The sequence below is a fragment of the Arthrobacter globiformis genome (assembly GCF_030818015.1).
In the GTDB taxonomy this organism is placed as follows: domain Bacteria; phylum Actinomycetota; class Actinomycetes; order Actinomycetales; family Micrococcaceae; genus Arthrobacter; species Arthrobacter globiformis_C.
Genome location: NZ_JAUSZX010000001.1, coordinates 3,238,552 through 3,255,211, shown reverse-complemented (window position 1 = coordinate 3,255,211; position 16,660 = coordinate 3,238,552). Strand labels below are relative to the sequence as shown.

The following is a 16,660-nucleotide window of genomic DNA, read 5'->3' as shown; positions in this document are numbered from 1 at the left end:
GAATTGCTACGGAAGGACAATTACCTGGGCGCCGAAGACCAGCCCGGCGCCGAAGCCAATCTGCAGGGCCAGTCCGCCGCTCAGTGCGGGGTTTTCCTGGAGCAGGCGGTGCGTGGCCAAGGGAATCGAGGCCGCCGAGGTGTTGCCGGCATCGGCGATGTCCCGGGCCACGGTGACGGTCTCGGGCAGCTTCAGCTTCTTGACCATCTCATCGATGATCCGCATGTTGGCCTGGTGCGGAATGAAGGCCACCAGGTCCTCGGCCTGGACACCGGCGGCGTCCAGAGCCTGCTGGGCTACCTTGGCCATCTCCCAGACCGCCCAGCGGAACACCGTCTGGCCGTCCTGGCGGAGGGTCGGATAGAGTTCCTGCGCCTCTTCGAGGAGCGCGAGGTCGCCGGTGGAGTCGGACCGGCGTGCCGCCAGGCCGAGGTCGCGGACGTCCAGCATGGAGCGGGTCATGCCGATGGCATCCCACTTGCTGCCGTCCGAACCCCACACCGACGGCGCGATGCCGGGGGTGTCCGACGGGCCGATGACGACGGCGCCGGCGCCGTCGCCCAGCAGGAACGAGATGGTGCGTTCGCGGTTGTCGATGACGTCGGAGAGCTTTTCCGCGCCGACAACGAGGACGTAGTTGGCGGCCCCCGAACGGACCAGCGCGTCGCCTTGGGCTATGCCGTAGCAGTAGCCGGCGCAGGCAGCGGAGATATCAAAGGCCGGGGCCGGCGTGGCGCCCAGCCGGTCGGCAAGGCTCGCGGCAGCGGACGGCGTGGCGTACGGGTGGGTCACCGTGGAGACGATGACGGCGCCGAGCTGGGATGCCTCGATGCCTGCCTTCTGCATGGCCTCACGGGCGGCGCCCTCGGCCATGTCGATCACGCTGACGTCTGCGGGTGCACGGTGGCGGGTGACGATGCCGGTACGCTGGCGGATCCACTCGTCGGAGGAATCGATCCACTGGCACACGTCCTCATTGGTGACCAGGACGTCAGGGCGGTAAGCGCCGAGGCCCAGGATCCGGGTGTGCTCGTTGAGTGGGGTCTGCTTCAGTACCGGCGTGCTCATGCCTGTCCTTCCAGTTCTGCGAAGAGTGCAAGGGCCGCGGACAGGTCGTCCGGCGTTTTGACAGCAACGGTCTTGACGCCCGGCATGCCCCGCTTGGCCAGTCCGGCCAGGGTGCCCGCCGGAGCGAGTTCGATGACGCCGGTGACTCCGCGGTTCACGAGGGTCTCCATGCAGAGGTCCCAGCGGACCGGCCGCGACACCTGTGCGATCAGGCTGTCGACGGCGGCGGTGCCCGCTGTAACCTCCTGGCCGTCGAAGTTGGACAGCAGCGGCACGGCAGGTGCCTGTGGCTGCAGTTCCGGGCGGAGCGCCTCGAGGGCGCTCACAGCGGGAGCCATGTGTGAGGTGTGGAATGCCCCGGCGACCTTCAGCGGAATCACGCGCGCCTTGGCCGGCGGATTCTCGGCCAGTGCCTTGAGCTGTTCGAAGGTGCCGGCGGCGACGGTCTGGCCCGCGCCGTTGACATTTGCTGGCGTTGCGCCGGCGGCCTCGATGGCGGCGAGGACTTCGGCGGGGTCGCCGCCCACCACGGCGCTCATGCCGGTGGGGGTGACGGCAGCGGCCGCGGCCATGCTGTTGGCGCGTTCGCGCACAAACGTCATGGCTTCCTTTTCGGTGAGCACGCCGGCCAGCGCGGACGCCGTGATCTCACCCACCGAGTGCCCGGCCAGGATGACCGGCAGAGTGCTGAGTTCGACGTCGAACAGCGACTTGGCGGCTACCAGCCCGGCCGCGACAATGAGCGGCTGCGCGACGGCGGTGTCCTTAATGGTTTCCTCGTCAGAGGTGGTCCCGTGCGCAGTGAGGTCGATGCCTGCAATTTCGCTCAGGGAGGCCAAATGGCCTGCTACGGAGGGCAGTTCCAGCCAAGGGGCGAGGAAACCGGGGGTCTGTGAGCCCTGTCCAGGGCAGACGATTGCAAGCACGTATCCAGCTTTCCAAATTACCGGGTGATCCATTGGTGTTTCCGTACACCAAGCTCACGGGGTCAGGTTGTAGGAAGTCTACAACGGTTCAATTCGTGTTCCGCGCGGCAACACGCTCGACGGCGGGCTTCGGCGGAGTGGAAAGCCGCCCCACCACCAGGGCTGCCTGGAGCACGAAAGCCTCGCGGGGGAGTAGCGGATCCCAGCCTGTCACATCACAAACACGCTTGAGACGGTACCGCACCGTGTTGGCATGGACGAAGAGTTCCCGCGCTGTCGCCTCGAGTGAATGCCCCAGCTCCAGGTAGGTGCCGAGCGTTTCCACCAGCCCGTTGGACGCCGCGAGGAGCGGCCGGTAGATGTTTTTCACCAGCGACCGCCGGGCGGCATCGTCCCCGGAGATGACACGTTCCGGCAGGAGATCGTCGGCTGCCACCGGGCGCGGAGCGGCGGGCCATGCCCGGGCGGCAGTGAGGCCGGCGAAGGCAGACTGCGCCGAGCCGCTGGCCTCCAGCAGGGAGCTGGCTTCCGCGCCGTAAACCACCGGACCGGGCGCGAACATTTCGCTGAGCTTCACATACGCGGTTTCCCGGTCGTGAACGCCGCCCAGGATCAGGATGAGGCGGTCGCCTTGGATTCCCACGAGGGCATCCTCCGCGTACCGGCCAGCCATGCGGCGCAGTTCGCTGACGTAGCTGGCGCTGGGTTCCGACGGCGAGTTCCCCACCATCACGGTGAAGCGCTCCTGCGCCTTCCAGCCGAGCGCGGCGATCCTGGAGCGTAGCGCGTCAGTGTTTTCGCCGCGCAGGATGGCGTCCACAATCAGGGCTTCGAGCCGCGTGTCCCAGGATCCCCGGGATTCCGCGGCCCGGGCATACACGTCGGCGGCGGCAAAGGCCACTTCCCGCGAGTACCGGAGGACTGCTTCGCGCAGGGAGGGCTGGTCCGCTTCGGGAGCGATGACCGGAACCTGGTCCTCCACCACTTCCACGACGATCCGGATGAGCTGGAGCGCCTTTTGCAGGCTGATGGACCGGGTCAGTTCCGTCGGGGCGGTGCCGAAAACGTCGGACAGGATCCAGGACGGGGAACTGGGGCGCTCATACCAGGTGACGAAGGCCGCGATGCCGTTCTGCGCCACGAGGCCCAGCGCGGAGCGCTCGTCCGAACTGAGCCGGCTGTACCACGGCAGGGATTTTTCCAACTGGCGCATGGTGGTGGTGGACAACTGACCGACGCTGGCCCTGAGCTTTTTCAGGGTCTCCGTCTTCTCCGGGGTCATGGTCCGGGAGGGCGGTTTGCGCGGTGCAGGGGAGGGGGACGGCTCGGGCATAATTCGAGCATACGGTGCCTGCGGGGCAAGCTCCATTTTGTGCAAAGGCTACAACTGCGGTTGGGCTGCGTCACAGCTCGTCCGGCGGTTCCCGAAGTACTGCTGAAGTACCGCAAACGACGACGGCGGCCCCCACCGTGGGTGGGGACCGCCGTCGTTCGTAGTAGGGCTCAGCCGGCCGAGTTAGGACTCGCCTCCGGCGTTGCCCGTGGTGCCGGCGTTCACGTTGAGCAGGCGGTACTTCTCGATCGCCTGCGCCGGTGCCTGTCCGTCAACCTCACCCTTGGCTGCGAGCAGCTGCAGGGTCTTCACGACGACGGAGTGGGTGTCGTTTTTGAAGAAGCGGCGGGCGGCGGCGCGGGTGTCGGAGAAGCCGAAGCCGTCGGCGCCGAGGGTGGCGAACTCGTTCGGGATGAACTGCCGGATCTGGTCCGGGACGGCCTTCATGTAGTCCGAGACCGCCACGACGGGTCCCTGTGCACCGGCAAGCTGCTTGGTGACGAAGGGTTCGCGGGCGGCCTGGCCGGGGTTGAGGAAGGCTTCTTCCTCGGCGGCGAGGCCGTCGCGGCGCAGTTCGTTCCAGGACGTGACGGACCAGACGTCGGCGGAGACGCCCCAGTCTTCGGCGAGGATCCGCTGGGCTTCGAGGGCCCAGGGGACGGAGACGCCGGAGGCGAGGATCTGGCTCTTGGGGCCTTCGGTGCTGGAGGCGGCGAGCTTGTAGATGCCCTTGAGGACGCCTTCGACGTCGAGGTTCTCCGGTTCGGCGGGCTGGGTGATGGGCTCGTTGTAGACCGTGAGGTAGTACATCAGGTTCCGGTCGGTGGAGTCGTGCCCGTACATGCGTTCGAGGCCGTCGCGGACGATGTGGCCCATTTCGTAGCCGTAGGCGGGGTCGTAGGTGACCACGGCGGGGTTGGTGGAGGCCAGCAGCGGGGAGTGTCCGTCGGCGTGCTGGAGGCCTTCGCCGGTGAGGGTGGTCCGTCCTGCGGTGGCGCCGATGATGAAGCCGCGGGTCATCTGGTCGGCGGCGGCCCAGAAGGCGTCGCCGGTGCGCTGGAAGCCGAACATGGAGTAGAACACGTAGACCGGGACCAGGGGTACGCCGTGGGTGGCGTAGGCGGTGCCGGCGGCGGTGAAGGCTGCCACGGCGCCGGCTTCGTTGATGCCGGGGTGGATCAGCTGGCCCTGCGCGGATTCCTTGTAGGCCAGTACCAGGTCGCGGTCCACGGACAGGTAGTTCTGGCCCTTGGGGTTGTAGATCTTTGCCGTCGGGAAGAACGCGTCCATGCCGAACGTGCGCGCCTCATCCGGGATGATCGGCGCGATGTGCTTGCCGAAGTTCTTATCCCGCATCAGGTCCTTGAGCAGGCGGACGAACGCCATGGTGGTGGCGGCCTGCTGCTTGCCCGAACCACGCTTGGCCACCTCGTAGGACTTCGCCTCGGGCAGCTCGATGTCCGAGTGCTTCGAACGCCGTTCCGGAACCGAACCGCCCAGGGCAGCGCGGCGCTCGAGCAGATACTTGATTTCCGGTGCGTCCGTGCCCGGGTGGTAGTACGGCGGACGGTACGGGTCCTTCTCCAGCTGCTCATCCGTGACGGGGATCCGCAGGTGGTCGCGGAACTTCTTGAGGTCGTCGAGGGTGAGTTTTTTCATCTGGTGGGTGGCGTTGCGGCCTTCGAAGTGCGGGCCCAGGCCGTAGCCCTTGACCGTTTTGGCCAGGATCACGGTGGGTTTGCCCTTGAATTCGGTCGCGGCCTTGTACGCGGCGTAGACCTTGCGGTAGTCGTGCCCGCCGCGCTTGAGGTTCCAGATCTCGTCATCGGAGAGGTCAGCGACGAGGTCCTTGGTCTGCGGGGTCTTGCCGAAGAAGTGTTCGCGGACGAACCCGCCGGATTCGGCCTTGTAGGTCTGGTAGTCCCCGTCCGGGGTTTCGTTCATGATCTTCACCAGCGAACCGTCGGTGTCGCGGGTGAGCAGGTCATCCCACTCCCGGCCCCAGACGACCTTGATCACGTTCCAGCCCGCGCCGCGGAAGAACGCCTCGAGTTCCTGCATGATCTTGCCGTTGCCGCGCACCGGCCCGTCCAGGCGCTGGAGGTTGCAGTTGATCACGAAGTTCAGGTTGTCCAGGTTCTCGTTCGCGGCGAGCTGGAGCAGGCCGCGGGACTCGGGCTCGTCCATTTCCCCGTCGCCCAGGAACGCCCAGACCTGCTGCTCACTCGTGTCTTTCAGGCCGCGGTTGTGCAGGTAGCGGTTGGACTGGGCCTGGTAGATCGCGTTCATCGGGCCGATGCCCATCGACACGGTCGGGAATTCCCAGAAGTGCGGCATCAGGCGCGGGTGCGGGTAGGAGGACAGCGCGTGGCCTTCCTTGGACTTTTCCTGCCGGAACCCGTCCAGGTCCTCCTCCGAGAGCCGGCCTTCCATGAACGCGCGGGCGTACATGCCCGGGGACGCGTGGCCCTGGAAGAACACCTGGTCCCCGCCGCCGGGGTGGTCCTTGCCGCGGAAGAAGTGGTTGAACCCGACCTCGTACAGGGTCGCCGCGCCGGCGTAGGTGGAGATGTGCCCGCCCACCCCGATCTCGGGCCGCTGCGCCCGGTGCACCATGACCGCGGCGTTCCAGCGCATGTACGCCCGGTACCGGCGCTCGAACTCCTCGTTCCCCGGGAACTGCGCTTCCTGGTCCACCGGGATCGTGTTCACGTAATCCGTGGTGGTCACCATCGGAACCCCGACGCTCTGCGCGCCGGCACGCTGCAGGAGACTACGCATGATGTATTGGGCACGCTCCGTGCCCTGTTCCCTGATCAGCGCATCCAGGGACTCAACCCACTCGGCGGTCTCTTCCGGATCACGATCAGGCAGCTGGTTAGTCAACCCGCTGAGGATATGGGAGGTATCTTCTCCTGCAGCCACGTCCAACCTCTCTTTGCGCGCATTCACCGGCGCACTCAGGTCCGGCAGGGTAGCTGCCCGGCGTGAACGCGTCGTGTGCGTCATATCGGTTACAACAGCCCGGTCATGTGCGCCGGGCAGGGTTCTATCTCGTGTGTATGACTGCCTATTCGGTGGAGGCGGTCGCCCCTCTAGGCATAGTTGTCAACAGTCACTGTAGCTCTGACGGCCTGCGGATGCGTAGCCGCGCTTGAACCGGCTGCCCTATTTGACCGTCATACTTGTTGTGTGACGCACAATAAGCCGCGCAGCGGCGCACGTAGCTTGAAGCACACGCCCAAAGGGTGTTGGCTTGGAGTAATCGAAATCACCATGCACAGGAGGAACACGTGAGCGAGGCCGACGCCGCCACTTCGGTAAATGTGGCGGAAAAATTGGGTTTCAAGGACGGGGATCTGATTCAGGAGTTCGGTTACGACGACGACGTCGATCTCGACTTGCGTGATGACATAGAGGATCTGACGGGGTCAGAGCTTCTGGATGAGGATGATCACGACGTCGTGGACGCCGTGATCTTCTGGTGGCGGGACGGCGACGGCGACCTCGTGGATACGCTCGTCGACTCGCTGACGACGCTCACCGAGGGCGGGGTGGTGTGGGTCCTCACGCCCAAGTCAGGCCGTCCCGGATATGTTTCGCCCTCCGACATCCAGGACGCGGCACCGACTGCGGGACTGCACTGCACCACGTCCGCGGGCGTTTCCAAGGACTGGAGCGCCACGCGCCTGGTGACCAGGAAGAACAAGTGACCGCACGGGCCGCCATCGCATCGGCGGACCTTGCCGGGGTGCCCGCGGTTGGGCAGCAGGCGCCGGACTTCACCCTGGTTAATCAGTTCGGTGAACCCGTCCGGCTTGCCGACTTCCGCGGACGCAACGTGGTGGTGGTTTTCTACCCCTTTGCGTTCTCCGGCATCTGCACAGGCGAGCTGTGTGAGATCCGGGACAACCTCGCAGTCTTCGAACATGCCGACGCCGAGGTGCTGGCGGTCTCGGTGGACAGCAAGTTTGCCCTCCGGGCGTACGCCGAGCAGGAAGGCTACGGCTTCAGTCTGCTGGCCGACTTCTGGCCGCACGGCGCCGTAGCCGGGAAGTACGGCGTGTTCGACGAGGAAAGCGGAATGGCACGGCGCGGGACGTTCATCATCGACGCCGGCGGAACGGTCCGCTACGTGGTTGTGAATCCGCGGGGCGAGGCCCGTGACCTCGCCGAATACCGACGCATCCTGGCAGAACTGGCCAAGGGTTAGGCGTCAGGGCCAGCCCATGGATCAGCGGCGGACCGGCATCGGCCTGACAGGGTTCGCCAGTCTGCCTCCCGCCCCGCCCGCCGAGTCAGCAGCCAGCGACCTCGACGTGCTGGGCGGGATCCGGGACGTGCTCGCCGGGCTGCCCCTGGCGCTACTGACCGGGGCCGGCCTGAGCACGGACTCGGGCATTCCGGACTACCGCGGGCCGGATTCGCCTCCACGCTCACCCATGACCTATCAGGAGTTTCTCGGCGATGCTGCCAACCGTCAGCGATACTGGGCGCGTAACCACATTGGCTGGTCCCACTTAAGGCGGGCCAATCCCAACGCCGGCCATGCCGCCGTCGCCGTCCTCGAGCAGCGCGGGCTCCTGACCGGACTGATCACCCAAAACGTGGACCGCCTCCATGAGGACGCCGGCAGTGTTAATGTGGTGGACCTTCACGGACGCTTCGACCAGGTAATTTGCCTCGAGTGCCGGCGCACGTACTCGCGGCAGCTGCTCGCGAGGGTTCTGGAAGAGCTGAATCCGGACTTTCTGGACCATGCCATGAACTCCGGCCTTGTCGAGATGGCCCCTGATGCCGACGCCACTGTGGAGGACCTGCGACTGATCCGCAGTTTTGTGGTCGCCCGTTGCCCCGCGTGCGGCGGTGTCCTGAAGCCGGACTTTGTGTACTTCGGCGAAAACGTCCCCAAGGAGCGGGTGCAGCGCGCGTACGCAATGGTGGATGACGCCGAAGCCCTGCTTGTTGCCGGTTCCTCGCTTAGCGTCATGAGTGGGCTGCGGTTTGTCCGCCATGCGGCCAAGCAAGGCAAACCGGTTGTCATCATCAACCGTGGCCAGACGCGCGGCGACGACCTCGCCACGATCAAGCTGGAAGCCGGAGTAAGCGAGTCCCTCGCCTGGCTGGCAGAAGAATTGCCCCCGCTCGCCGCGGCCCGACCCGATTAGCGTTTGAGGGCATTGTTCGGGTAGAGTCTATGTTCGTTGGTTCGAGCGCTTCGGTGCGAAAAACCTCTCTTTGGGTCTTTAGCTCAGCTGGTAGAGCGCCACGTTTACACCGTGGATGTCATCGGTTCGATCCCGGTAGGACCCACCCTAATTACCCCGTTTGACCAGGCTCAAGAGCTTGGTCAGGCGGGGTTTTTGTGTTTCCGTTGCGCTTTTTGAGGGCGGCTGTTGCCGTTTCTGACGGCCGGCTGTTCCTGCGAAGAATGTCTGTGCCCGGCCATAGCCTGCGGGCATGGAACACGTACTTGTGAGGACTGCTGCCGACGGGCAGCCGGGGGCTGTCATCCGCGGCGGGCAGGAATGGACGGTGGGCGCGGAACCGTTGCGTTGGTTTGAACGCATCAGCTGGTGGGAGGCGCAGCGCCGGATGCCGCTGGGACTTAGCCGCGTCGACGTCGAAGTGTGGCGGCTGCAAACCCGGCTGGGGCGAAATGCCGGATCAGCGCTGACCACCATGGAGATCGTCCGCGACGGACTCGGCGGCGGGTGGAGACTGCGGAGCGCTGTGGCGGACAACGCCGCCGCGGAAAACGCCATCGCGGATGCGGCCTGAGCAGGAGGCCAAACAACCAGAAAGGCCCGGAATACTACAGGGCCTGGGAATTGGATAAGCCTTCCACCGCGACTATTGGGGGATGCCGCGGTGGAAGGCTTGAAATTGAATATACCGTGAACTTTCGGAAACACAAACTGTTAAGGAGGCGTCCGTCCGCGAGGTGCTCTTCGCGCTGCGGGCGCATGCGGCTGATGCTGGCATGCCTTCAGCAGCAGCCCTACAGCCAGTATGATGTTAGGTGTTCAGTTGACTGGACGCCTTGGCATCGTCGCCGGTGTTTCGAGCGCGATGCAATCTGCCGACCCCGCTGTCTGAGCGCGTATCGAAAAGGAGAATCATGGCCGATTCCCGTACCCCCAAAGCCAATGACGGACTGGGCAGCGCCTCCCCGGCGCCGGCTGTTACGCGAGCTGCCGCCGTACTGGAGTCGCTTGCTGCATCCGCCACTGGCCGGCTTACCCTTAGTGACCTCGCCCGGGACCTTGGAATCCCCAAATCGTCAACTTCCAACCTTCTGCTGGCCCTCGAGGAGGCCAGGCTCATCAGTAGGCAGGGCGCCGAATACACGCTGGGGCGGAAGCTGGTTGAATTGGGAGCCGCCTACTTGAGCCGGCTCGACGAAGTCCAGGAGTTCTACCGTTTTTGTGAGCAGGCGCCCACGCTGTCAGGTGAAACGGTGCGCATTGCCATGCTGGATGGCACCAACGTTATCTATCTGGCGCGCTACGAGGGCCACCCGGCGGTCCGCCTGACCTCCAACATAGGCGACAAGATGCCGGTGTCACTCTGCGCCGTAGGCAAGGCCTTGATCGCCAGGCTTCATGACCACGACATCGACGCGATGTTCGCTGACGATGCGGAGCTTCCCGTGCTGACGCCCAAATCACTGCGAACGGGAGCGGAACTAAAGGCCCAGTTGGAGCAGATCCGCAAGCAGGGATACGCGTTTGAAGATGAGGAATCCACCACGGGTGTGGTGTGTCTCGCCGTGACTGTACCAACCCGCGGAGCGCATGGCCCCAGTCTCGGCCTGTCCGTCACCGCACTGAAGGCAACGTACTCGCAGGAGCAGGGCGCGCAGATGGTCAAAGAGCTGAAAGAGCTGGCCAGATCCCTCGGCAACCCCATGGGCTAGTCGGAAACCCCGGCACTATTGGCTAGTCGTTCATCATGTTGTACTCTGTTCAGCATAGTGACCGTCGCAATAGTGGTGTCACTACTCACCAGGCCAACGGGGGCCTGGCGTGTCTTTGAGGGAGTGCTAGTGACAACTCGTACTGATTCACCGCTGGCTGATGCGGACGGCGCCGTCGTCGAACCGGAACAGCTGCGAAGGGCAACACTTGCCAGCTCCGTAGGCTCCGCTCTGGAGTATTACGACTTCTACATCTACGGCCTGGCTTCGGCCCTCATCTTCGGGCCGCTGTTCTTCAAGCCGCTCGGCGATGAGGGTGCGCTGATCGCATCATTCGCCACATACGGCGTGGGCTTCGCTGCCCGCCCCTTCGGCGGCATCGTCTTCGGGTACATCGGAGACCGGTTCGGCCGGAAAATGGTGCTGATCCTGACCATCGGCCTGATGGGCGCCGCAAGCTTCGCCATCGGCCTGCTGCCGACATTCGAGCAGGCAGGAATGCTCGGTGCGGTACTCCTGGTCATCCTCCGGATCGTCCAGGGCCTCGGTGCCGGCGCGGAGCAGGCCGGCGCAACGACGCTGATCTCCGAAGTGGCCCCGCCCCGCCGTCGTGGTTTCTTTGCCTCACTTCCGTTTGTGGGGATCCAACTGGGCACCCTTCTGGGCGCCGGCACCTTCGCCCTCATCGCCACCGCCAACAAGGCCGTGCTCGAAGGCTGGCTCTGGCGTGTGCCGTTCCTGGCCAGCGTGATCCTCATTGCGATTGCGGTGTTCATCCGGCTGCGGCTCAAGGAAACCCCGGTGTTCCAGGAGCTGGAGAAGCACAAGAACGTCGTCAAGAACCCGGTGGGCCAGCTCTGGAAGCACTCCAAGAAGAACGTTCTCGTGGGCATCGGCCTGCGCATGGGTGAGAACGGAAACTCCTCCATCTATTCGGCGCTGCTGGTGGCGTTCCTGGCGGCCCCGGCCGGCGTTTTCCCGGGCGACAAGTTCATCGGTCCGGTGGGTCTCCTGATCGCCGCCGGTTTTGCCGCCGTCATGGTGGTCACCTTCGGTGCGATGTCCGACCGCTTTGGCCGCGTGCCGGTCTACCGTTACGGCGCCCTGTTCCAGGCTGTCATCGCCTTCCCGGCCTTTTACCTCGTGAGCCTGGGCAATGTGACCCTGGTGTGGGTCGTCATGGTGGTTGGCATCGCGCTCGGCGTGCAGTCCATGCTGGGACCGCAGTGCCCGCTGCTGCCTGAACTGTTTGGATCGCAGTACCGGTTCACGGGTGTCGCCATGGCGCGCGAACTCTCCGCCGTGCTGGCTGGCGGGCTGGTTCCGCTGGTGGGAGCGGCACTGCTCGCTGCCACCGGCTACTCCTGGCTGGTCCTGGCGCTCTACTCGCTGGTCCTTGCGCTGATCTCCTTCGTGAGCACCTTCTTCACGCCGGAAACCAGGGGCCGCGACCTGGTTGCAATCGAGGATGCCCACTAGACGCCGCTGAGCCGGAAAACACACAGCGCGAACGTACAGTTGCGGCCCATCCCTACGCGGGGTGGGCCGCAAGTGTACGTTCGCGCCTGGCGTTGGGGGCCGCAAGTGTGCGTTCGCGCCCGGGGAGAGTGCAAAGGGGAGAGCCGGGCAACCATGTGGCTGCCCGGCTCTCCGGTGATTCCTTTGCAGGGGTGTCCTGCGGCAGGCGGTTTAGTAGAAGTGGACCGTATCCACGAGGTGGGGGAGTTCGCCGCCGTCCAGGAACGTCCTGAGGTTGCTGCAGAAGCGCTCTGCGATCAGGCGGTTCTCCGCCGCGCTCAGGGCCGAGGTGTGCGGAGACACCATGACGCGCGGGTGGCTCCAGAGCGGGCTGTTCTGGGGCAGCGGCTCGACGGCGAAAACGTCAAGGCAGGCGTAGGCCACCTGTCCGTTTTCCAGGGCCTCGAGCAGCGCGTCTTCGTCCACCACGGTTCCGCGGCCCACATTCACGAACACCGTGCCGGGTTTCATGGCGGCGAAGACCTCGCGGTTGAAAAGCTTCTCCGTGTACGGCGTGCCCGGGAGGGTGTTCACCACGGCGTCGGCCGAGGCGAGCAGACCGGCGAGTCCGTTGTTGTCCGCCACTTCCTCGATGCCGTCGATCGGCTCCACGGAACGCTTTGTGCCGCTGACCTTCATGCCGAGTGCGCGGGCGATGCGGGCGGTTTCCAGCCCGATCTCCCCGAGCCCCGTGACCACCAGCGATGAGCCATTGACCAGCTTGGTGGGTATCCGCAGCTCCGGCCACACCTTGGCGGCCTGGTCCTGGGCAAGCTCAGCGGTCCGCTTGAAACCGTTGAGGATGCCCAGTGCCGCAAACTCCGCGAGGGGCAGGGCGTGCACCCCTGCGGACGTGGTCACCTTGAACTTGTTCAGGGTCCCGGCATCGAGCCCTGAGGCCTTGACTGCACCACCGGCGCCCGCCGCCATGGCGTGGATCCACTGCAGGCGGGGATTATCCTTCGCGATCCGCGCCAGGCCCGCGGGGCTTTCGTTCGGAAAGCCGTAAAGCACGTCGGCCTTGCCCAGCATCTCCCAGTAGCGCTCCTCCTGCTCAGGGGTGCGTTTGAAGGCGGGGTCGCCGGCGTGGTCTGCTGGGAACCGTTCGGGCGGCAACAGGTCGGGCTCGTAAAGAACGGTCACGGAGGGATCTACGGCGCGGATGCGTTCCACGAACTCGGCTTCGAGCGGGACGGCGATCGCGACGGTGGTTTCAGTCGTCATGCTGTTCATCATACTGAATAGAGGCTAGAATACTGAACAGATTTCCAAGGATTGGCCATTGACCACAACGAAGTGAGGTTCCCTGCGGATGAGTGTACAGAGAACAGGCTTCGTGGGCCTGGGCCTGATGGGGGCGCCGATGGCGGCGAATCTGGTCCGGAAGGGGTGGGCGGTAACGGCGTGCAACAGGTCCTCTGCCGCGCTGGAGGATTTACGCCGGCTCGGCGGATCCTCTGCAGAAACCGTGGAGCTACTCCGGGACGAGCCGGTGATCGTCTTCATGCTGCCGGACCTTGCCTACATTGAGGACGCGGCGTCCGGGCTGCTCGCGAGCTGGCGGACATCACCGCCGGCGGCCGGCACCGCGGTGGTGGTTATGAGCAGCGTTTCCCCCACCGGGGTCAAGGATTTCGGGCGTAGGGTCCAGGCGGCCAGTTCAGGCAATGCCGTGGTGCTGGATGCACCGGTCAGCGGCGGGACGAAGGGTGCCATCGAGGGGACCCTGGCCATCATGGCGGGGGCTGACCACGACGCCGACTTCCGCCGGCTGCTTCCGCTCTTCGAGGCCATGGGCACCACAGTGAGGCTCTTGGGACCGCTCGGTGCCGGGTCGCTGGCAAAGGCGTGCAATCAGCTGGTGGTCGGAACAACGACGGCGGCGCTCGCCGAAGCGGCCGAGCTCGCCGAACGGTCGGGCGTCGATGTCGCCGCCCTCTATGAGGTCCTGTCCGGCGGCCTCGCCGGCAGCCGCGTCCTGGACCAGGTGGGCCCGCGGATTGCCCGGAAGGACTACACGCCTACCGGCCCGGCAAAATTCATGCACAAGGACCTGTCCTTCGTCGTGGAGTCCGCCGACGCCGCCGGGGCCGCCGTTCCGATGGCGCGGGCCGGCGTCGAACTTTATGCCGAACTGAAGCGCCAGGGCCTGGGGGACCAGGACCTGGCCGTTGTCCGGCAAACCATTTCAAACCTCAGCAGGGCGGGCGCCGTGAGCGCCACAGAAGGGACCTCTTCATGACTTCACTTTTTGATTTGACCGGGCGGGTTGCGTTGGTGACTGGTTCGAGCCGGGGGATTGGTAATGCGTTGGCGCGGGCGTTGGCTGATGCGGGTGCGACGGTGGTGCTGAACGGTGTGGATGCTGAGCGGTTGAAGGCTGCGGAGGCGGTGATGGCGGCTGGGTACGCGCCGGGACGGGTGCACGGTGTGGCGTTTGATGTCACGGACGACGCGGCGGCCGCGGCCGGTGTGGCCTGGGTCGAGGAGCATGTGGGCCCGTTGGAGGTCCTGGTTAATAATGCCGGGATCCAGCACCGGGTGCCGATGCTGGAGTTGGATGTGAAGGATTGGGAGCGGGTGATTTCCACGGATCTGACCAGCGCGTTCCTGGTGGGCCGGGAGGCGGCCCGTTACATGATTCCGCGCGGTCACGGGAAGATCATTAACATCTGTTCGGTGCAGACGGACCTGGCCCGCCCCACGATCGCGCCGTATGTCGCGGCGAAGGGCGGGCTGCGGAACCTGACCCGGGCGATGACGGCTGAGTGGGCGGGGTCGGGGTTGCAGATCAACGGGATCGCGCCGGGATATATCAATACCGAGATGACGCAGAACCTGGTCGATGATGAGCAGTTTAATGCCTGGATCCTGGGCCGGACCCCGGCGGCGCGGTGGGGCACGGTGCAGGACCTGGCCGGTCCGGCGGTGTGGCTGGCCTCCGCCGGGTCTGATTTCGTGAACGGGCAGACGATCTTTATCGACGGCGGAATGACGGTGGTGGTCTGATGACACACACAAGGGAGGCTGGTTTGCCGGTGTCGGGGCCGGCGGTCGTGGCGCACGCGAAGGGGGACTTGCGGATCGAGGAGGTCCCGCTGAAGGCGCCGGCGCCGGATGAGGCGGTGGTCGAGGTGCTGTATGGGGGGATTTGCGGGTCGGACCTGCATTACTGGCTGCACGGTGCGGCGGGCGAGTCGATCCTGAGGGCGCCGTTGGTGCTGGGGCACGAGATTTCCGGGCGGGTGGTCCGGGCGGCGGGGGACGGGACCGGCCCGGTGGCGGGGACGCCGGTGGCGGTGCATCCGGCCACCCCGGGACCGGGTGAGGGGCCTGATGCGCCGCGGTATCCGGCGGAGCGGCCGAACCTGTCCCCGCGCTGCACGTACCTGGGTTCCGCGGCGAGGTATCCGCACACGGACGGGGCGTTCAGCCGGTACGTGAACCTGCCGGTCCGGATGCTCCGGACCTTGCCGGACAGCCTGGACCTGCGGACGGCGGCGCTGATCGAACCGGCGTCGGTGGCCTGGCATGCGGTGTCCCGGGCCGGTGACGTGGCCGGTAAAACCGCCCTGGTGATCGGGTCCGGGCCGATCGGGGCGTTGGCGGTCGCGGTCCTCAAACGCGCCGGCGCGGCCCGGATCGTCGCGGTGGACATGCACGCCAGGCCGTTGGAGATCGCCGCGGCGGTGGGCGCGGACGAGGTCCTGCACGCCACCGACGCGGAGGCGATCGCCGCGGTCCAGGCCGACGTCGTGATCGAGTCCTCCGGGAACCACCACGGCCTGGCCTCCGCGATCCAGGGCGCGGCCCGGGGCGGGACCGTGGTCATGGTCGGGCTGCTGCCCACCGGCCCGCAGCCGGTCCTGATCTCGCTGGCCATCACCCGGGAACTGGACCTCAAAGGCTCGTTCCGGTTCAACGACGAAATCGACGAGGTCATCGCCGCCCTGGCCGACGGCACCCTGACCATCGGCCCGGTCATCACCCACGACTACCCCGTCACCGACGCCCTCAACGCGTTCGACATCGCCCGCAACTCCGCCCAATCCGGCAAAGTCCTCCTCAACTTCGGAGGAACAGGAAATTAGGCCGAGTGCTGGCGCGGCTGCAGCGGAACGAACACCCTCGGCTGCTCCACCCACACCGGTTCCATTTCCGCGATGGTGCGGCGCATGATCCTGCTCGACGCCTCGCGGGCCTCTGATGCATGGCCTCCGAAGATGGCTTCTGCCACGTCCAGGTGCCACTGCAGCGTGAGATCCCGTGGGCGGTCGGGCATCAGCCCGTGCACGGTACGGCCGGTCAGGGTCTCAGCCACCTGGCCCACGAGGTTGGCGAACATCTCGTTGCCGGAGCCACTGAGCAGGAGGGAGTGGAACTGGATGTCCAGCTCCAGGAAGCGGGGGACGTCGCCGGCCTTGCCGGCGTCGCGCATGGCCAGGGCCACGTCGAGCAGCTCCTGCCGGAGTTCCTGCGGTGCGTTGACCGCCGCGAGTTCGGCAGCCACGGGCTCGACGGCGGAACGCAGCTCAGCGAGGGAACGCAGCTGGGCGCCGCGCCCTTCCCCGGCCAGGCGCCACCGGATCACGAGCGGATCGAACGGGTTCCAGCGGTGCGCCGGCAGGACCTTGATGCCCACGCGCTTAGTGGTCTCCACCAAGCCCAGGGACTGCAGCACGCGGACGGCTTCCCGAATCACGGACCGGGATACCTGCAGTTCTTCCTCCAGCTGCTCAGCCAGCATCACGTGTCCTGGCGGGAGGCTGCCGTCGACGATTCTGGTACCCAGGTGCTCGACGGCACGGTGATGGAGGCTGGTTGACATAGTGGTAAGCATAATCGGGCCGGAAGGCTTTGTTGCCCCGCCCACGGGGGGAGTCTGGACGCCGCCGG

The 16,660-nt window shown here is 65.8% G+C and carries 15 protein-coding genes and 1 tRNA gene; 10 read left to right on the top strand and 6 right to left on the bottom strand.

Annotation, left to right across the window (positions count from 1 at the left end; genetic code table 11):
- Positions 1-6 precede the first annotated feature (6 nt).
- The 4 genes from QFZ23_RS15245 to aceE form a co-directional block, all read right to left on the bottom strand.
- Positions 7-1,068: a beta-ketoacyl-ACP synthase III gene (locus tag QFZ23_RS15245; RefSeq protein WP_306924156.1), complete on the bottom strand. Its 1,062-nt coding sequence runs from the start codon at positions 1,066-1,068 to the stop codon at positions 7-9.
- Positions 1,065-1,994, bottom strand: a complete 930-nt coding sequence (locus tag QFZ23_RS15240; RefSeq protein WP_306924154.1) for an ACP S-malonyltransferase — start codon at positions 1,992-1,994, stop codon at positions 1,065-1,067. The genes QFZ23_RS15245 and QFZ23_RS15240 overlap by 4 nt, the downstream gene beginning before the upstream one ends.
- A gap of 88 nt (positions 1,995-2,082) precedes the next feature.
- Positions 2,083-3,327 carry a PucR family transcriptional regulator gene (locus QFZ23_RS15235; RefSeq protein ID WP_306924153.1) on the bottom strand — a complete coding sequence of 415 codons (1,245 nt, stop codon included), beginning with the start codon at positions 3,325-3,327 and terminating at the stop codon, positions 2,083-2,085.
- Between the two features lie 183 nt (positions 3,328-3,510).
- Positions 3,511-6,252: a pyruvate dehydrogenase (acetyl-transferring), homodimeric type gene (gene aceE, locus QFZ23_RS15230; RefSeq protein ID WP_306924151.1), complete on the bottom strand. Its 2,742-nt coding sequence runs from the start codon at positions 6,250-6,252 to the stop codon at positions 3,511-3,513.
- A 368-nt stretch (positions 6,253-6,620) separates the two neighbouring features.
- Here aceE and QFZ23_RS15225 point away from each other — a divergent pair, with 368 nt between their 5' ends.
- The 7 genes from QFZ23_RS15225 to QFZ23_RS15195 all read left to right on the top strand — a co-directional run bounded on the left by QFZ23_RS15225 (position 6,621) and on the right by QFZ23_RS15195 (position 11,725).
- Positions 6,621-7,040, top strand: coding sequence for a DUF3052 domain-containing protein (locus tag QFZ23_RS15225; RefSeq protein ID WP_190602328.1), 420 nt, complete (start codon positions 6,621-6,623; stop codon positions 7,038-7,040).
- Positions 7,037-7,540, top strand: coding sequence for a peroxiredoxin (locus tag QFZ23_RS15220; RefSeq protein ID WP_306924148.1), 504 nt, complete (start codon positions 7,037-7,039; stop codon positions 7,538-7,540). Before QFZ23_RS15225 ends, QFZ23_RS15220 begins: the two co-directional genes overlap by 4 nt.
- A gap of 16 nt (positions 7,541-7,556) precedes the next feature.
- Positions 7,557-8,495, top strand: a complete 939-nt coding sequence (locus QFZ23_RS15215) for an NAD-dependent protein deacetylase (protein ID WP_306924147.1) — start codon at positions 7,557-7,559, stop codon at positions 8,493-8,495.
- Between the two features lie 72 nt (positions 8,496-8,567).
- Positions 8,568-8,640 (top strand) — tRNA-Val (locus QFZ23_RS15210).
- Between the two features lie 147 nt (positions 8,641-8,787).
- Positions 8,788-9,108, top strand: coding sequence for a hypothetical protein (locus tag QFZ23_RS15205; protein WP_306924145.1), 321 nt, complete (start codon positions 8,788-8,790; stop codon positions 9,106-9,108).
- A 340-nt stretch (positions 9,109-9,448) separates the two neighbouring features.
- Positions 9,449-10,246: an IclR family transcriptional regulator gene (locus tag QFZ23_RS15200; protein WP_306924143.1), complete on the top strand. Its 798-nt coding sequence runs from the start codon at positions 9,449-9,451 to the stop codon at positions 10,244-10,246.
- A 129-nt stretch (positions 10,247-10,375) separates the two neighbouring features.
- Complete coding sequence (locus QFZ23_RS15195) at positions 10,376-11,725, top strand: MFS transporter (protein WP_306924142.1); 1,350 nt, start codon at positions 10,376-10,378, stop codon at positions 11,723-11,725.
- Between the two features lie 210 nt (positions 11,726-11,935).
- Here the strand turns inward: QFZ23_RS15195 and QFZ23_RS15190 are convergent, their stop codons facing one another.
- The gene (locus tag QFZ23_RS15190; protein WP_306924140.1) at positions 11,936-13,000 is read right to left on the bottom strand and encodes a D-2-hydroxyacid dehydrogenase; all 1,065 of its coding nucleotides are present in this window, start codon (positions 12,998-13,000) and stop codon (positions 11,936-11,938) included.
- A 76-nt stretch (positions 13,001-13,076) separates the two neighbouring features.
- Here QFZ23_RS15190 and QFZ23_RS15185 point away from each other — a divergent pair, with 76 nt between their 5' ends.
- From QFZ23_RS15185 to QFZ23_RS15175, 3 genes are read left to right on the top strand one after another with little or no spacing between them, the layout of a single operon-like run.
- A complete protein-coding gene (locus QFZ23_RS15185) occupies positions 13,077-14,006 on the top strand; it encodes an NAD(P)-dependent oxidoreductase (RefSeq protein ID WP_306924138.1) in 930 nt (309 codons plus the stop codon).
- Entirely contained in the window at positions 14,003-14,773 is a 771-nt protein-coding gene (locus QFZ23_RS15180; RefSeq protein ID WP_306924136.1) for an SDR family oxidoreductase, read from the top strand. Before QFZ23_RS15185 ends, QFZ23_RS15180 begins: the two co-directional genes overlap by 4 nt.
- A complete protein-coding gene (locus QFZ23_RS15175) occupies positions 14,773-15,855 on the top strand; it encodes an L-idonate 5-dehydrogenase (RefSeq protein ID WP_306924134.1) in 1,083 nt (360 codons plus the stop codon). Before QFZ23_RS15180 ends, QFZ23_RS15175 begins: the two co-directional genes overlap by 1 nt.
- On the opposite strand, the gene QFZ23_RS15170 is transcribed toward QFZ23_RS15175, so the two are convergent.
- Entirely contained in the window at positions 15,852-16,592 is a 741-nt protein-coding gene (locus QFZ23_RS15170) for a FadR/GntR family transcriptional regulator (protein ID WP_306924133.1), read from the bottom strand. The genes QFZ23_RS15175 and QFZ23_RS15170 overlap by 4 nt on opposite strands.
- Between the last annotated feature and the right edge of the window lie 68 nt (positions 16,593-16,660).